The organism is Streptomyces sp. M92 (genome assembly GCF_028473745.1).
Classification (GTDB): Bacteria; Actinomycetota; Actinomycetes; order Streptomycetales; family Streptomycetaceae; genus Streptomyces.
Map to the genome: position 1 here is coordinate 1 of NZ_CP101137.1, position 14,793 is coordinate 14,793.

The following is a 14,793-nucleotide window of genomic DNA, read 5'->3' on the forward strand; positions in this document are numbered from 1 at the left end:
GGTCGGCGGGATTTGTCGTCGGCTTCCGGCTTTCGCCTGTCGGCCTTTCGACTTTCACTACGTTAGCGGATTTCCCCGGAGACTCATAATCGAGTCCCGCGAGATTGAATTCAGACATGCAGGCACGCAGAATTCGCCCCCGCTGAGGGGAAGCCGTAGGTAGTGGGTTGGCCGCTTCCGGCTGCAGGCGATTGCCGTACCCGGGTCAAGCGGCTCGGGCTACATTACGCGTCCCCCTAGGGAGAGTCAACTTCGGCGGCGCCTGGGCACGTGGGCCCGGTAGGGGCTCACCGTCGGGTCGTCGGCGACCCAGTAACGCCACGGATGGACGCCGCCCTCGCCGGCCACGCCCGTGCGCGGACCGTTGCGCACCTGGTCAGCGGAGACGGGACTGCCGGTCAGGATGCGCAACGGAGTGTCCTCCGTCGTGCAGGCGTCCGTGCCGTTCAGTGCGCGGTCGACGTCCAGGGCGGTGGCGAGGCGGGCCGGGCCTTTGGCCAGTTCCTTGTCGTTGCGGGCGGAATGCCGTCGGGTACGTGCCAGCTCGGCGCCCTCGATGATCTCGCCGGCGCGGAGCAGGACCGCGCTCGCCCGGCCCTCGGGTCCGCACACCAGGTTCATGCAGAACCACATGCCGTAGGTGAAGTAGACGTACACGTGTCCGGGGGGACCGAACATCACGTCGTTGCGGGGTGTGCGGCCGCGGTAGGCATGGGAGCCGGGGTCGTTCTGGCCGTCGTAGGCCTCCACCTCCGTCAGGCGGAGGGCGATCGGACCGTCCGGGGTGTTGCGCACGAGGATGCGGCCCAGGAGGTCGGGGGCCACCTCGAGGATGGGGCGGTCGAAGAAATCCCTGGGCAGAGGCGTACGGTCGGGGCTCGCGATCATGCCTTCCGAGCGTAACGCAGATGCGTCCGTGGGAGGGGTGGCCAGGGCTCGTCGCCTTTGCCGGGGTGTGAGGCGTGGAACCGGTCATGGCCGGATCGCGTTTGTAGGGATCAAGAGTTCACACGCAAAGCCTGGAGAGGGAGAGACATGGCGTTCAAGAAGCTGCTCGCGAGCCTGGGGGCCGGTGGGGCTTCGGTGGAGACCGTGCTGAGCGAGGTCAACGTCGTTCCGGGCGGTGTCGTCCAGGGCGAGGTGCGGATTCAGGGTGGCTCCGTCGACCAGCAGATCGAGGGCCTGTCGGTGGGGCTCCAGGCCAAGGTCGAGGTGGAGAGCGGCGACCAGGAGTACAAGCAGGACATCGAGTTCACCAAGAGCCGGCTCGGCGGTGCCTTCGAGCTGGAGGCGAACGCGGTGCACGCCGTGCAGTTCGGGCTCGAGATCCCGTGGGAGACGCCGATCACGATGATCGACGGGCAGGCGCTGCGCGGTATGAACATCGGCGTCACCACGGAGCTGGAGATCGCCCGCGCGGTGGACTCCGGTGACCTGGACCCGATCAACGTGCACCCGCTTCCCGCGCAGAAGGCGATCCTGGACGCGTTCATCGGGCTGGGCTTCCGCTTCAAGAGCGCGGACATGGAGCGCGGCCACATCCGGGGCACGCGGCAGAAGCTGCCCTTCTACCAGGAGATCGAGTTCTTCCCTCCGCAGCAGTACCGGGGGCTGAACCAGGTCGAGCTGAGCTTCGTGGCCGACGCGCAGGCGATGGACGTCGTGCTGGAGATGGACAAGAAGCCGGGTCTGTTCAGCGAGGGCAGCGACACCTTCCGTTCCTTCAAGGTGGGGCTGAACGACTACCAGGGCACCGACTGGACGGCGTACCTCAACCAGTGGCTGTCGGAGGTCGGCAGCAAGCGGAACTGGTTCTGAGGGTCCTAGGCTCGGAGATCACTGCACCGAACCATCAGGAGGTACCGAGGTGACCGAGCTCAAGCGGCGTCCGCTCCCCCATGACTTCCACCCGCCCGTGGCGTCGTTCACGGTCACGAGTACGGATGTCCAGGAGGGGGCGACGCTCAAGGACGCTCAGGTCTACGCGGCCGGCAACACCTCGCCGCAGCTGCGGTGGGAAGGCTTCCCGGCCGAGACCAAGAGCTTCGCCGTGACCTGTTACGACCCGGACGCACCGACGGGAAGCGGTTTCTGGCACTGGGTGGTGTTCGACATCCCTGTCTCGGTGACCGAGCTGCCGGTGGGGGCCGGCAGCGGCAAGTTCGAGGGTCTGCCGGAGGGGGCCGTGCAGGCGCGCAACGACTTCGGGGCCAAGGAGTTCGGTGGTGCCGCGCCGCCGGCCGGCGACGGGCCGCACCGGTACGTGTTCACGGTGTACGCCGTGGACGAGGAGAAGCTGGGTCCGGACGCGGAGGCGACTCCCGCCTTCGTCGGCTTCAACCTGCGGTTCCACACGATCGGCCGGGCGCAGTTGATCGGTGAGTACGAGGTGCCCGCCGAGGGCTGAGTGTGCCGAGCGTTCATGGAACGTTTGCCCGTCCCTGGTCTTGGAATGGATCAGGGGCGGGCATTTTTGTCGCGGGGGGTGGCGGGGCGCGTCCCCCGTAGGAGCAGCGGATATTGCGTTGTCCATCCCGGCGTGCCCGGCCAGAGTTGATCCCAGCCCGCCAGGGGGTGGGCCGGTGCACACGGGAGGTGGGCTGGTATGCGGGACACGCTGGTACTGAACGCGAGCTTCGAGCCGTTGTCGACGGTGACGTTGAATCGAGCCGTCGTTCTGGTGCTCCAGGACAAGGCCGTCGTCGAACAGGCCCACCCCTCACTGCGGATGCGCGGAGCCGCGCTCGACATGCCGGCGCCCCGGGTGATCAGGCTGTGCCAATACGTACGGGTGCCCTTCCGAAGACGTGCTCCGTGGTCGCGGCGGGGTGTGCTGGTGCGGGACCGGCACCGGTGCGCGTACTGCGGGCGGCGGGCGACGACCGTGGACCACGTGGTGCCGCGGTCGCACGGTGGCCAGGACACGTGGCTGAACACGGTGGCCTCCTGTGCGGAGGACAATCACCGGAAGGCGAACCGGACGCCGGAGCAGGCGGGGATGCCGTTGCTGCGGGAGCCGTTCGAGCCGACGCCTGCGGATGCGATGTTGCTGGCGCTGGCCAGGGACGACTTTGAGGCGCTGCCGGGTTGGTTGGTGCTGGACGCCGCGTGAGGGGTTCGCCGTAGAGGTTCGGGCGCGTGCCCGGGTGCGGGCGGTCTGTGGCTGGTCGCGCCCACGCGGCGGAGCCGCAAATCGATACAGCCCCGCGCCCCTGAGGGCGTTGGGCCCGCACCCGGCGATTATGAGGTCCGTCAGTCGATCGACGGCTTCTCGCGGCGTTCCTGGGCCGGGACCGACGCACCGCCGCCGTTGCCGTTGCCCGAAGCGCCGCCCAGGCCGCCGATGTTGCCCATGGCGCCGGAGAGGCCCTTGAGGGCGTCGCCGATTTCGCTGGGGACGATCCAGAGCTTGTTGGCGTCGCCCTCGGCGATCTTCGGGAGCATTTGGAGGTACTGGTAGGAGAGCAGCTTCTGGTCCGGGTCGCCGGCGTGGATGGCCTCGAAGACGGTGCGGACGGCCTGGGCCTCGCCCTCGGCGCGCAGAGCGGCGGCCTTGGCCTCACCCTCGGCGCGCAGGATCTGGGACTGCTTCTCGCCCTCGGCGCGCAGGATCTCGGACTGGCGGACGCCCTCGGCCTGGAGGATCGCGGCGCGCTTGTCCCGGTCGGCGCGCATCTGCTTCTCCATCGAGTCCTGGATGGAGGTGGGTGGTTCGATGGCCTTGAGCTCGACGCGGTTGACGCGGATGCCCCACTTGCCGGTGGCCTCGTCGAGGACGCCGCGCAGGGCCGCGTTGATCTCCTCGCGGGAGGTGAGGGTGCGCTCCAGGTCCATGCCGCCGATGATGTTGCGGAGGGTGGTGACGGTGAGCTGCTCGATGGCCTGGATGTAGCTGGCGACCTCGTAGGTCGCGGCGCGTGCGTCGGTCACCTGGTAGTAGATGACGGTGTCGATGTTGACGACCAGGTTGTCCTGGGTGATGACCGGCTGCGGCGGGAAGGGGACGACCTGTTCGCGCAGGTCGATGCGGTTGCGGATGGTGTCGATGAACGGGACGACGATGTTGAGGCCCGCGTTGAGGGTCCGCGTGTAGCGGCCGAAGCGCTCGACGATGGCGGCGCTGGCCTGTGGGATGACCTGGATGGTTTTGATCAGGGCGATGAAGACCAACACCACCAGGATGATCAGAACGATGATGACCGGCTCCATAGTGGCTGTCCGTCCCCTTCTCCGCCTCGGTGCTCCGGCAGATCCTACTGACCCTGACTGCTGTGCATCTTACGGCTGTTGAGGCTGTTGAGGATCTTGTCCGTCGAGTCTGACAGACCGTCGTGTGTCCCGGTGGGGGTTCGGTCCACTTGTGTCCGGCATACGTCCGGCGAGGTCACATGATGATCGCCGTTGCCCCTTCGATGTCCACGACGTCCACTTCCTCACCTGCCTCGTAGGCGCGTGCGGTGTCGAGGGCGCGCGCCGACCAGATCTCGCCGGCGAGCTTGATGCGGCCGCCGGCCCCGTCGACCCGTTCCAGTACGACGGCTTGTCTGCCCTTCAGGGCGTCGACGCCGGAGGCCAGTTGAGGCCGTTGGGCGCGGTGCCGGGCGGCGACGGGCCGTACGACGGCGATGAGGGCGACCGAGACGATGACGAAGACGAGTATCTGGACGACGAGGTCCGCGCCGAAGCCGGAGGCCACTGCGGCGGCGACCGCGCCGACGGCGAACATCCCGAACTCCGGCATCGCGGTCACGACGAGCGGAATTCCGAGCGCTGCCGCGGCGACGAGCCACCACACCCATGCGTCGATGTCGTTCACATGGTCATGGTAGGTCCGGTGGTGTGCCGGGGACAGGGCGCACGGGGGGCGGTCAGGACATCGGGAGCCCCTGGGCGGTCCAGCGGTCGCCGACCTGCTCGACGACGAGCGGGAGTCCGAAGCAGAGGGAGAGGTTGCGGGAGGTGAGCTCGAGCTCCAGCGGGCCTGCGGCCATGACCTTGCCCTGACGGATCATCAGGACGTGGGTGAAGCCCGGGGCAATCTCCTCGACGTGGTGGGTGACCATGATCATCGAGGGGGCGATCGGGTCGCGGGCGAGGCGGCCGAGGCGGCGGACGAGGTCCTCGCGGCCGCCGAGGTCGAGGCCGGCGGCCGGCTCGTCCAGCAGCAGCAGCTCGGGGTCGGTCATCAGGGCGCGGGCGATCAGCGTGCGCTTGCGTTCGCCCTCGGAGAGGGTGCCGAACTTCCGCTCCAGATACTCGGTCATGCCGAGGCGGTCGAGGAAGGCGCGGGCGCGCTGTTCGTCGACGTCCTCGTACTCCTCCTGCCAGCCGGCGGTCATGCCGTAGGCGGCGGTGAGCACGGTCTGCAGGACGGTCTGGCGCTTGGGCAGCTTGTCGGCCATGGCGATGCCGGCCATGCCGATGCGCGGGCGCAGCTCGAAGACGTCGGTGCCGGGCTCGCCGAGGGTCTCGCCGAGGACGGTGGCGGTGCCCTTGCTCGGGTAGAGGTAGCTGGACGCGACATTGAGGAGGGTGGTCTTGCCGGCGCCGTTGGGGCCGAGGATGACCCAGCGCTCACCCTCCTTCACCGACCAGGAGACCTGGTCCACCAGAGCCCGGCCCTCGCGGACCACGGATACGTCCTGAAGCTCCAGAACATCGCTCATGAGCGCGTTGTCTCCCCTTGCATTGTGGCCGGTCTCGGCTGTCGCGTACGCCTGTGGCTCGGGCCGCCGCGCCGGTGGGCGCAGGCCCTCCAGGAAATCTACGCCACCGGTCGGCTTCACCGTTCCATCGGTCCGGTCCTTAGGGTGGGGGCATGCTCTCGGAACCACGCGCAGGGCGCCTTGCCGCCTGGGGAAATGCCCTTATTGCCGGAATGGTCTCGCCGGATGACGCCGCGATCGCGATCGTGGGCGAGGACGCGGTCCACCGGGTGGAGGGGCTGCCGGGCGAGCCGGCGCCGGTCGGTCTCACGCTGGCGCTGGGGCGGCTGCGGGCGCTCGGGGCGAGGGGGCTGCGGGTCGCACTGCCCGCGCCGGGGCATCCGCTGGGGCTGAGCGGGCCGCCGGAGTTCAACGCGCGGGCGCTGGAGGCGCAGGAGGCGGTGGTCTGCCACGGGGCGGCGCTGGGGCTGGTGCCGGAGGTGTACGAGGTGGGGCCCGAGGGTGACGTGCACGTCGAGGTCGTCTGGCACTGTCTGCCGGTGCGGGAGGCGCCGCCGGCGGACGTGCCGTCGCTCGGGGAGGCCGAGCGGGAGCTGGCGGAGGCGCTGCGGGACGCGACGGAGGTGCTGACGCGGCTGGACGTCGCCGGGTCGGGGCCGGTGGCGGAGGCGGCGGTCGCGGCGTACCGGGCGCGGGCGGAGCGCGGGCGGGAAGTGCTGGCTCCGGGATATCCGTCGCGGGCGGTGCGGGTGCTGGAGATGGCTCAGCGGGTGGGGATGTTGATCTCGCTGGCGTACGAGAACGGGCACGGGGGTGCGGTGAGTGCCGGTGAGATGGCGGCTCGGGGGGAGGCGTTGCGTCCGGTGGAGCGGACGGCTCGGCGGGCGCAGGTCGCGGCGTACAACTCCGTTGTGGAGGAGCGGGAGAAGGGGGTGCGGTGACTGGCCGACCGACTCCGTACCCGGGCTGCGCCCCAGACCCCCGTGTTCGGCCTGAACGGTCTCGTCGTCAAACGCCGGACGGGCTGGAAGCACCGACCGCATGACGGCGACCGGCCTCCCGGGTGGGGCCGGGAGGCCGGGGGTCCGTGGGTCCTGGGTCAGTGGTTGACGCCGAGGTTGCCGAAGGCCGGGTTCAGGACACCGATGACGTTGACGCTGTTGCCCACGGCGTTGACCGGGATGTGAACCGGCGCCTGGACGACGTTGCCGGAGGCGACGCCCGGGGAGCCGATGGCCTCGCCGTGGGCGGCGGAGCCGTCGGTGGCGGAGGCCATGCCCGCGCCGGCGGCGATCAGCCCGCCGGCCACCATCGTCACGGCCGCTGCCTTCTTCAGGTTCTTCACTTACAAGCCCTCCTTGCGATTGCCGCGGCAGTCGCCGCGGCACGCACTGGAGAACGGCCGGGCGCCGGAGAGGATGCGCCATATGGGGGACATTCCCACGACGGTATGAATCTCGCACCGGAGGGGAACCCTCCGGGTTGCCGCCGCGTAGGGGGTCAGCCGGTGACACCGTGGCGTACGGCCCACAGCGCGGCCTGGGTGCGGTCCGCGAGGTCGAGCTTCATCAGGATGTTCGAGACGTGGGTCTTCACCGTCTTCTCGGAGAGGACCAGGGCGCGCGCGATCTCCCGGTTGGAGCGGCCGTCCGCTATCAGACCCAGCACCTCGCGCTCCCGCTCCGTGAGGGAGCCCGCTCTGCCCGAACCGGGACCGCTCTCCTCCTGGGCCAGCAGGGCGCCCGCCACCTCGGGCTGGAGCAGGATGTGGCCGGCGTGCACGGAGCGGATGGCGCCGGCCAGCGCGTCGGGGTCGACGTCCTTGTAGACGTACCCGGCGGCCCCCGCCCGCAGGGCCGGGACCACGGTGCGCTGCTCGGTGAAGCTGGTGACGATCAGCACGCGCGCGTGGTTGTCCAGCTCACGGAGCCTGCGCAGCGCGTCCACGCCGTCCATGCCCGGCATCTTGACGTCCATGAGGATCACGTCGGGCTTGAGCTCCTCGGCGCGGTCGACTCCTTGCGCGCCGTCCGCGGCCTCGCCCACCACCTCGATGTCGTCCTGCACCTCCAGGAAGGTGCGCAGGCCCCGGCGGACCACCTGGTGGTCGTCGACGAGCAGCACCTTGATTCCGTCAGCCACCGGGGACCTCCATCTCGATCGTGGTGCCCTTGCCGGGCGCCGATTCCACGGTGAGCCTGCCGCCGACGCCGTTGGCGCGGTCCCGCATCGAGACCAGGCCCAGGTGGCGTCCCGCGCGGCGTACCGTGTGCGGGTCGAAGCCGGTGCCGTCGTCGGTGACCCGGAGCACCGCCCCGGTGCCGCGCCGGTGCAGTGTCACGGCGACGTGGTCCGCCGCGGCGTGCCGCAGGGCGTTGTGCAGGGCCTCCTGGGCGACGCGCAGCATCGCCTCCTCCTGTGCGGCGGGCAGGGCCTTGACGCCGTGCCCCGCGAAGGTCACACGCGCGGTGTGGGCACGGTCGAGGACCTGGATCTGGGTGCGGAGGGTGGCGACGAGGCCGTCCTCGTCCAGGGCGGCGGGACGCAGCTCGACGACGGCGGCGCGCAGCTCGTCGGCGGCCTCGGCGGCGAGCGCGGCGACCTGCTGCAGCTCGCCCTTGGCGCGGGCGGGGTCGCGGTCGACCAGGGCGGCGGCGGCCTGGGCGGTCAGGCGCAGGGAGAAGAGTTTCTGGCTGACCGCGTCGTGCAGTTCGTGGGCGAGGCGGGAGCGCTCCTCGGCGATGGTCAGCTCGCGGCTGCGTTCGTAGAGGCGGGCGTTGGTGAGGGCGATGGCGGCGTGCTGGGCGAGGATGCCCAGCAGTTCCTCGTCGTCCGCGGTGAAGCCGCAGCCGCCGGTCGGCTTCGGACAGTTCTTGTTGGCCAGGAACAGCGCGCCCATGACCTCGTCGCCGTCCCTGATCGGCAGGCCCAGGAAGTCGACCAGGTCGGGGTGGGCGGACGGCCAGCCCTCGAAGCGGGGGTCCTTGCGGACGTCGGCGAGGCGCTGGGGCGTGGCCTCGTGCAGCATCGCGGCGAGGATGCCGTGCTGGCGGGGCAGGGGGCCGATGGCCTTCCACTGCTCGTCGCTGACGCCGTCGACCACGAACTGCGCGAAGCCTCCGTGGTCGTCGGGGACGCCGAGGGCGGCGTACTGCGCGTCGAGCAGCTCGCGGGCCGAGGCGACGATCGTCTTGAGGACGTCGCGCACCTCGAGGTGCCTGCTCATGGCCAGCAGCGCGGAACTCACCGCGGCGAGGCCGGACCGGGGGCCGTGACTCATGTCCTCACGGTACCGGCGGGGTGTGACGGCGGGATCGGCCTGTGGACGCCGCCGCCTAGGGCGGTGGGCCTAGGTCAGAGGTCCCGTCGGCCGGTCCTAGGGCGAAGGGCCCCGCGCGGTTGCGGCCGGTGCCCGAGGCGGCCCGCACGGTCCGGTTCCTACGTTGAGGACCACGCCGGCCCGATCAGGGGGCGTGGACGACGAGGGGACGTGTGTCATGGCGGTTGCGATCATCACGGGTGCTTCGAAGGGGCTGGGACGGGCGCTGGCCGAGGCCCTGGCGGCGCGGGGCTGGGACCTGGTGCTGGACGCCAGGACGCCGGGCGTGCTCGCGGAGACGGCGGCGGCGCTGGGGACGTACGGCACGCGCGTGCGGGCGCTGCCCGGTGATGTCACGGACGCCGGGCACCGGGCCGCGCTGGTCGCTCAGGCCCGGCGGCTGGGCGGGGTGGACCTGCTGGTCGGCAACGCCAGCGCGCTGGGGGCCGAGCCGCTGGTGCGGCTGGAGGAGCTGCCGCTGGACGGACTGCGGCGCGCGCTGGAGGTGAACGTGGTGGCGGTGCTGGGCCTCGTCCAGGAGGCACTGCCGCTGCTGCGGGCGGCCCCGGCGGGCGCGGTGCTGGCCGTCAGCTCGGACGCCGCGGCGGAGGCGTACGAGACGTGGGGCGGCTACGGGGCGTCCAAGGCGGCCCTGGACCAGTTGGTGGCGGTGCTGGGCGTGGAGGAGCCCGGGCTGCGGGTCTGGGCGGTCGATCCGGGGGACATGGCCACCGACCTGTACGCGGCGGCCGTACCGGACGACGACGATCCGCGGCCCGATCCGGCGAGTGTCGTACCGGCGCTGCTGCGGCTGCTGGACGAGCGGCCGGCCGGGGGCCGCTACGGGGCGCCGACGCTGCTGGGGGGCCGGCGATGACCTTGGCGGTGCGGGTGCCGGAGGAGCTGTCGGCCCGGGTGCCGGCCGAGCAGCGGGGGCCCGGGCTGGAGCGGGACGACGTACGGCTGCTGGTGTCGCGCGGCACCGAGGTGTCGCACCACGGGTTCCGGGAGCTGCCGGGGCTGCTGCGGGCCGGGGACCTGCTCGTCGTCAACACGTCGGCGACGCTGGCCGCCGCCGTGGACGGATGGGCGGGGCACGCGCGCGTGGTGGTGCACTTCTCCACGCGCGGGGACGACGGCCGGTGGGCGGTGGAGCTGCGGGAGCCGGACGGGCGGGGCACCACGCGCGCGCGTGCGGAGAAGGAGGAAGGGCTGGAGGTGCGGCTGCCGGGTGGCGGCCGGCTGGTGCTGGAGGAGCCGTTGCGTCCGGGGTCGGGACGGTTGTGGTGGGCGCGCGTGCACGGGGCCGGCGTGCCGGTGCTGCTGCGGGAGCACGGGCGGCCCATTCGCTACTCGTACACGGAGCGCGACCAGCCGCTGTCGGTGTACCAGACGGTGTTCGCGCTGCCGTCCGGCGACGGGACGGGCAGCGCCGAGATGCCGAGCGCCGCCCGTCCCTTCACGGCGCGGCTGGTGGCGGAGCTGGTGAGCCGCGGGGTGCGGTTCGCGCCGGTGCGGCTGGACACGGGTGTGGCGTCGGCGGAGTCGCACGAGCCGCCGTTTCCGGAGCGCTTCCGGGTGCCCGAGGCGTCGGCGCGGCTGATCAACGCGGCCCGGGCGGGTGACGGGCGGGTGCTGGCCGTGGGGACGACCGCCGTGCGGGCGGTGGAGTCGGCGGCCGACGGCGACGGAGTGGTGCGGGCGCGGGCCGGGTGGACCGGTCTGGTGGTCACCCCGGAGCGGGGGGTGCGGGTGGTGGACGGGCTGCTGACGGGGCTGCACGAGCCGGAGGCCTCGCATCTGCTGATGCTGGAGGCGGTGGCGGGACGGGCGGCGATCGACCGCGGGTACGAGGCGGCGGTGCGCGGGCGCTACCTGTGGCACGAGTTCGGCGATGTCCATCTCCTCCTGCCGTAGGAGGGCGACGACCAGTCCCTCACCCACTGCATTGCTCCAGCAACCAACAGTGAGAAGAGCGGGGGGCGCGTGTGAGCCCGCGCATAGGGCCCACGTCACGTACGAAGGGGAGTAGGAGAACGACTCGTCCGTTTTGAGCGGGGCAGATGGTCTAATCTGTCCCGTTTCTCCCCTCCCTGATCCACTATCTCGGATCGTACGTCACACCTTTGCCTCCGAATTTTGCGGCCGCTAAGAATTGCTCTCGTCGCTCAGCGCCGTGGGTCGTTTCCCCGCGGCGTTCGTGCCGGAAGCATCAACTGTCCCCACCGGACGAGAGCGACCTCCGCGCTATTCGAAGAGGTCTATCCCGCCATGCCCAAGAACATCTTCACCCGTGGTCGCAGTCTTCCCCTGAACCGCAAGCACAAGTTCGCGGTCGCCGGTGTCGGCGCGCTCGGCGCCGCCGCCGTCGCGCTCACCGCGGTCCCGGCCAGCGGTCAGACGACGACCACGAGCGAGGCCGCTCCGACGGCCAAGGTGGCGTACAGCACCAAGCAGATCCAGGACGTGCACGCCGGCGTCACCGGCCAGCTCGCCGGCGCCAGCCAGAAGGTCGCCGCGATCGAGGCGAAGCAGGAGGCGGCCGCCAAGAAGGAGACCGCCGCGAAGAAGGCAGCCGCCGAGAAGGCCGCCGCCAAGCGTGAGGCGAAGCAGTCCGCCAGCCGCTCCGCCGAGCGCACCGAGGTCAAGAAGTCCTACCCGGACAACCTCGACGGCTGGATCCGCGAGGCCCGGGCCATCATGAAGAAGCACGACATCCCCGGCTCCTACGAGGGCATCCACCGCAACATCATGCGGGAGTCCTCCGGCAACCCGAAGGCGATCAACCTCTGGGACATCAACGCCCAGAACGGCATCCCGTCCAAGGGCCTGCTCCAGGTCATCCCGCCGACGTTCAAGGCCTACCACGTGCCCGGCACGTCGAAGAACATCTACGACCCGGTCGCCAACATCGTCGCCGCGTGCAACTACGCGGCGGACAAGTACGGCACCATGGACAACGTCGACAGCGCGTACTGAGGTCGGCGCGGACCTCTTCACGACGTCGCCGACGCCGCACCGTACGCCGAAGGGCGGCACCCTCCTGACGGGGTGCCGCCCTTCGGGGCGTTCACGGGGCCGAGGGGCCCCTGGCGGTCACTTCCGCATGACCTCGGGCTCGTGGCGGCGCAGGAAACGCGCCACGAAGAACCCGCAGATCACACCGAGGGCGATCAGCGCGGCCATGTCCATGGCCCAGGCGCCGACGGTGTGCTCCCACAGCGGGTCGGCCTCGGCGCCCTGCTCGGGCGGGCTGATCTTGTTGAAGTCCAGCGTGGCACCGGCCGCGGCCACCGCCCAGCGCGAGGGCATCAGGTACGAGAACTGGTTGACGCCGACCGCGCCGTTCAGCGCGAAGAGGCAGCCGGTGAAGACGACCTGGATGATCGCGAACATGACCAGCAGCGGCATGGTCTTCTCGGCGGTCTTCACCAGCGAGGAGATGATCAGGCCGAACATCATCGAGGTGAAGCCCAGCGCCATGATCGGCAGCGACAGCTCGACGAGTGTGAGCCCGCCGAGGACGAGGCCCTCCTCGGGGATCTCCCGGGAGGCGAAACCGATGACGCCGACCAGCAGTCCCTGGAGCACGGTGATCACGCCGAGCACGAACACCTTGGACATCAGGTACGCCGACCGGGACAGGCCGGTCGCCCGCTCCCGCTCGTAGATCACCCGTTCCTTGATCAGCTCGCGGACCGAGTTCGCGGCACCGGCGAAGCAGGCTCCGACCGCGAGGATCAGCAGCACCGTGGTCGCCGTGCCGTTCGGGATGATCCGGCCGGCCGCGTTGGGCGGGTTGGGCAGCAGGCCCTTGTCGGCGTCGATGAGCAGGCTCACCGCGCCGAGCACCGCCGGGAGGATCACCATCAGGGCGAGGAAGCCCTTGTCGGAGACGATCACCGAGACGTAGCGCCGCACCAGCGTGACGAACTGCGACATCCAGCCCTGCGGCTTCGGCGGCTTCATCGCCTGCATCGCCGGGACCTGTACGGACTGCGGGGCGACGGCGTCGATGTCCGCGGCGTACATCTGGTAGTGCTGCGAGCCCTTCCAGCGGCCCGCCCAGTCGTAGTCGCGGTAGTTCTCGAAGGCGGAGAAGACGTCGGCCCAGGTGTCGTAGCCGAAGAAGTTCAGCGCCTCCTCGGGCGGGCCGAAGTAGGCCACGGAGCCGCCCGGCGCCATCACCAGCAGCTTGTCGCAGATCGCCAGCTCGGCCACCGAGTGGGTGACGACCAGGACGGTGCGGCCGTCGTCGGCGAGGCCGCGCAGCAGCTGCATGACGTCGCGGTCCATGCCCGGGTCGAGGCCGGAGGTCGGCTCGTCCAGGAAGATCAGCGACGGCTTGGTCAGCAGCTCCAGGGCGACGGAGACGCGCTTGCGCTGGCCGCCGGACAGGGACGTGACCTTCTTGTCCTTGTGGATGTCCAGCTTCAGCTCGCGCAGCACCTCGTCGATACGGGCGTCGCGCTCGGCGGCCGTGGTGTCGGCCGGGAAGCGGAGCTTGGCCGCGTACTTCAGGGCCCGCTTGACGGTCAGCTCCTTGTGCAGGATGTCGTCCTGCGGGACCAGACCGATGCGCTGGCGCAGCTCGGCGAACTGCTTGTACAGGTTCCGGTTGTCGTAGAGGACTTCGCCCTGGTCGGCGGGCCGGTAGCCGGTGAGCGCCTTGAGGAGGGTCGACTTTCCGGAACCGGACGGGCCGATGACCGCGATCAGCGACTTCTCCGGTACGCCGAAGGAGACGTCCTTGAGGATCTGCTTGCCGCCGTCGACCGTGACGGTCAGGTGACGGGCGGAGAAGGAAACCTCACCGGTGTCGACGAACTCCTCGAGCCGGTCGCCGACGATCCGGAACGTCGAGTGTCCGACGCCCACGATGTCGGTGGGGCCGAGCAGCTGGGAGCCGCCCTTGGCGATCGGCAGACCGTTGACGTACGTGCCGTTGTGCGAGCCGAGGTCGCGGATCTCCATGCGCCCGTCGGGCGTCGAGTGGAACTCCGCGTGGTGGCGGCTGACCTGGAGATCGGAGACGACCAGCTCGTTCTCCAGGGCACGTCCGATGCGCATCACGCGACCGAGCGAGAACTGGTGGAACGTGGTCGGGCTGCGGTCGCCGTGGACCGGTGACGCCCCCGCCGCGCCGCCGGAGCCCTGCTGCTGGGGGAAGTGCGGTGCGCCCTGCTGCGGCGCGGCCTGCGGTGACCCGGCCTGCTGCTGCGGCTGCTGGTGCTGCCAGCCGGCCTGCTGCTGTCCGTGCTGCGGCACCTGCTGCGGCGGAGCCTGCTGTTGCTGCGGCTCCTGGACCGGCGGCGACTGCTGGGCCCAGCCGGCGTTCGCGCCCTGCGCGGCGTACGGCTGCTGCTGTCCCTGCGGCGTGCCGACCGGGGCCTGCGCGCCGGTCAGGCTGACGCGCGGTCCGTCGGTGGCGTTGCCCAGGTTGAGCACCGTGCCGGCGCCGAGCTCCACGTGCTGGACGCGCTGCCCGTGCACGAACGTGCCGTTGGTGCTGCCGTGGTCCTCGACGACCCAACTGCGGCCGTTGAAGCTGATCGTGGCGTGACGCCAGGACACCCTGGCGTCGTCGAAGACAAGTTCCCCCTGCGGATCGCGTCCGAGCGCGTATGACCGGGACGGATCGAGCGTCCAGGTCTGTCCATTGGATTCCAGTACGAGTTCCGGCACTCCAAGCCCCACTGAGTTGTCCCCCGATGTACCCCCGTCGCGGGGAGTCTAGGGATGTCGAACATCGGGGGGAACTATTTCAGGCTCGGCCCCCTGACCGAAAGTCGGGCCTTGTGAAACTTG

General features: G+C 70.5%; 14 protein-coding genes and 1 pseudogene. 7 read left to right on the forward strand and 8 right to left on the reverse strand.

The features are described from left to right. Positions 1-246: 246 nt before the first annotated feature. The gene (locus M6G08_RS00005) at positions 247-888 is read right to left on the reverse strand and encodes a DNA-3-methyladenine glycosylase (RefSeq protein ID WP_272585112.1); all 642 of its coding nucleotides are present in this window, start codon (positions 886-888) and stop codon (positions 247-249) included. Between the two features lie 147 nt (positions 889-1,035). On the opposite strand from M6G08_RS00005, the gene M6G08_RS00010 reads away from it, so the two are divergent. The 3 genes from M6G08_RS00010 (at position 1,036) to M6G08_RS00020 (ending at position 3,112) form a co-directional block, all read left to right on the forward strand. Then, positions 1,036-1,818: a sporulation protein gene (locus tag M6G08_RS00010; protein ID WP_272585113.1), complete on the forward strand. Its 783-nt coding sequence runs from the start codon at positions 1,036-1,038 to the stop codon at positions 1,816-1,818. Positions 1,819-1,867: 49 nt separating this feature from the next. Then, positions 1,868-2,407, forward strand: a complete 540-nt coding sequence (locus M6G08_RS00015; RefSeq protein ID WP_073721323.1) for a YbhB/YbcL family Raf kinase inhibitor-like protein — start codon at positions 1,868-1,870, stop codon at positions 2,405-2,407. Positions 2,408-2,605: 198 nt separating this feature from the next. Beyond that, positions 2,606-3,112, forward strand: coding sequence for an HNH endonuclease (locus M6G08_RS00020; protein ID WP_272585114.1), 507 nt, complete (start codon positions 2,606-2,608; stop codon positions 3,110-3,112). 140 nt (positions 3,113-3,252) lie between these two features. Here the strand turns inward: M6G08_RS00020 and M6G08_RS00025 are convergent, their stop codons facing one another. The 3 genes and pseudogenes from M6G08_RS00025 to M6G08_RS00035 all read right to left on the reverse strand — a co-directional run. Then, positions 3,253-4,209, reverse strand: a complete 957-nt coding sequence (locus M6G08_RS00025; RefSeq protein ID WP_272585115.1) for an SPFH domain-containing protein — start codon at positions 4,207-4,209, stop codon at positions 3,253-3,255. Between the two features lie 175 nt (positions 4,210-4,384). Then, entirely contained in the window at positions 4,385-4,816 is a 432-nt protein-coding gene (locus tag M6G08_RS00030) for an NfeD family protein (protein WP_272585116.1), read from the reverse strand. A gap of 319 nt (positions 4,817-5,135) precedes the next feature. Next, positions 5,136-5,666, reverse strand: a pseudogene (locus M6G08_RS00035) (ABC transporter ATP-binding protein); the annotation flags it as partial. 152 nt (positions 5,667-5,818) lie between these two features. On the opposite strand from M6G08_RS00035, the gene M6G08_RS00040 reads away from it, so the two are divergent. Beyond that, positions 5,819-6,607, forward strand: a complete 789-nt coding sequence (locus M6G08_RS00040; RefSeq protein ID WP_272585118.1) for an Rv1486c family protein — start codon at positions 5,819-5,821, stop codon at positions 6,605-6,607. A gap of 158 nt (positions 6,608-6,765) precedes the next feature. Here M6G08_RS00040 and chpE read toward each other — a convergent pair whose 3' ends face one another. The 3 genes from chpE to M6G08_RS00055 all read right to left on the reverse strand — a co-directional run bounded on the left by chpE (position 6,766) and on the right by M6G08_RS00055 (position 8,946). Further along, positions 6,766-7,011 carry a chaplin ChpE gene (gene chpE, locus M6G08_RS00045; protein WP_019329385.1) on the reverse strand — a complete coding sequence of 82 codons (246 nt, stop codon included), beginning with the start codon at positions 7,009-7,011 and terminating at the stop codon, positions 6,766-6,768. A gap of 155 nt (positions 7,012-7,166) precedes the next feature. Then, positions 7,167-7,808, reverse strand: coding sequence for a response regulator (locus M6G08_RS00050; RefSeq protein ID WP_272585119.1), 642 nt, complete (start codon positions 7,806-7,808; stop codon positions 7,167-7,169). Further along, on the reverse strand, positions 7,801-8,946 hold the full coding sequence (locus M6G08_RS00055) for a GAF domain-containing sensor histidine kinase (protein ID WP_272585120.1): 1,146 nt from the start codon (positions 8,944-8,946) through the stop codon (positions 7,801-7,803). The genes M6G08_RS00050 and M6G08_RS00055 overlap by 8 nt, the downstream gene beginning before the upstream one ends. A gap of 217 nt (positions 8,947-9,163) precedes the next feature. Here M6G08_RS00055 and M6G08_RS00060 point away from each other — a divergent pair, with 217 nt between their 5' ends. The 3 genes from M6G08_RS00060 to M6G08_RS00070 all read left to right on the forward strand — a co-directional run bounded on the left by M6G08_RS00060 (position 9,164) and on the right by M6G08_RS00070 (position 11,964). Then, entirely contained in the window at positions 9,164-9,862 is a 699-nt protein-coding gene (locus M6G08_RS00060) for an SDR family NAD(P)-dependent oxidoreductase (RefSeq protein WP_272585121.1), read from the forward strand. Continuing rightward, entirely contained in the window at positions 9,859-10,902 is a 1,044-nt protein-coding gene (locus M6G08_RS00065) for an S-adenosylmethionine:tRNA ribosyltransferase-isomerase (RefSeq protein WP_272585122.1), read from the forward strand. Before M6G08_RS00060 ends, M6G08_RS00065 begins: the two co-directional genes overlap by 4 nt. A 354-nt stretch (positions 10,903-11,256) precedes the next feature. Next, the gene (locus M6G08_RS00070) at positions 11,257-11,964 is read left to right on the forward strand and encodes a transglycosylase SLT domain-containing protein (protein WP_272585123.1); all 708 of its coding nucleotides are present in this window, start codon (positions 11,257-11,259) and stop codon (positions 11,962-11,964) included. Positions 11,965-12,081: 117 nt separating this feature from the next. Here M6G08_RS00070 and M6G08_RS00075 read toward each other — a convergent pair whose 3' ends face one another. Next, positions 12,082-14,670 carry an ABC transporter ATP-binding protein/permease gene (locus M6G08_RS00075; protein ID WP_272585124.1) on the reverse strand — a complete coding sequence of 863 codons (2,589 nt, stop codon included), beginning with the start codon at positions 14,668-14,670 and terminating at the stop codon, positions 12,082-12,084. Positions 14,671-14,793: the final 123 nt, after the last annotated feature.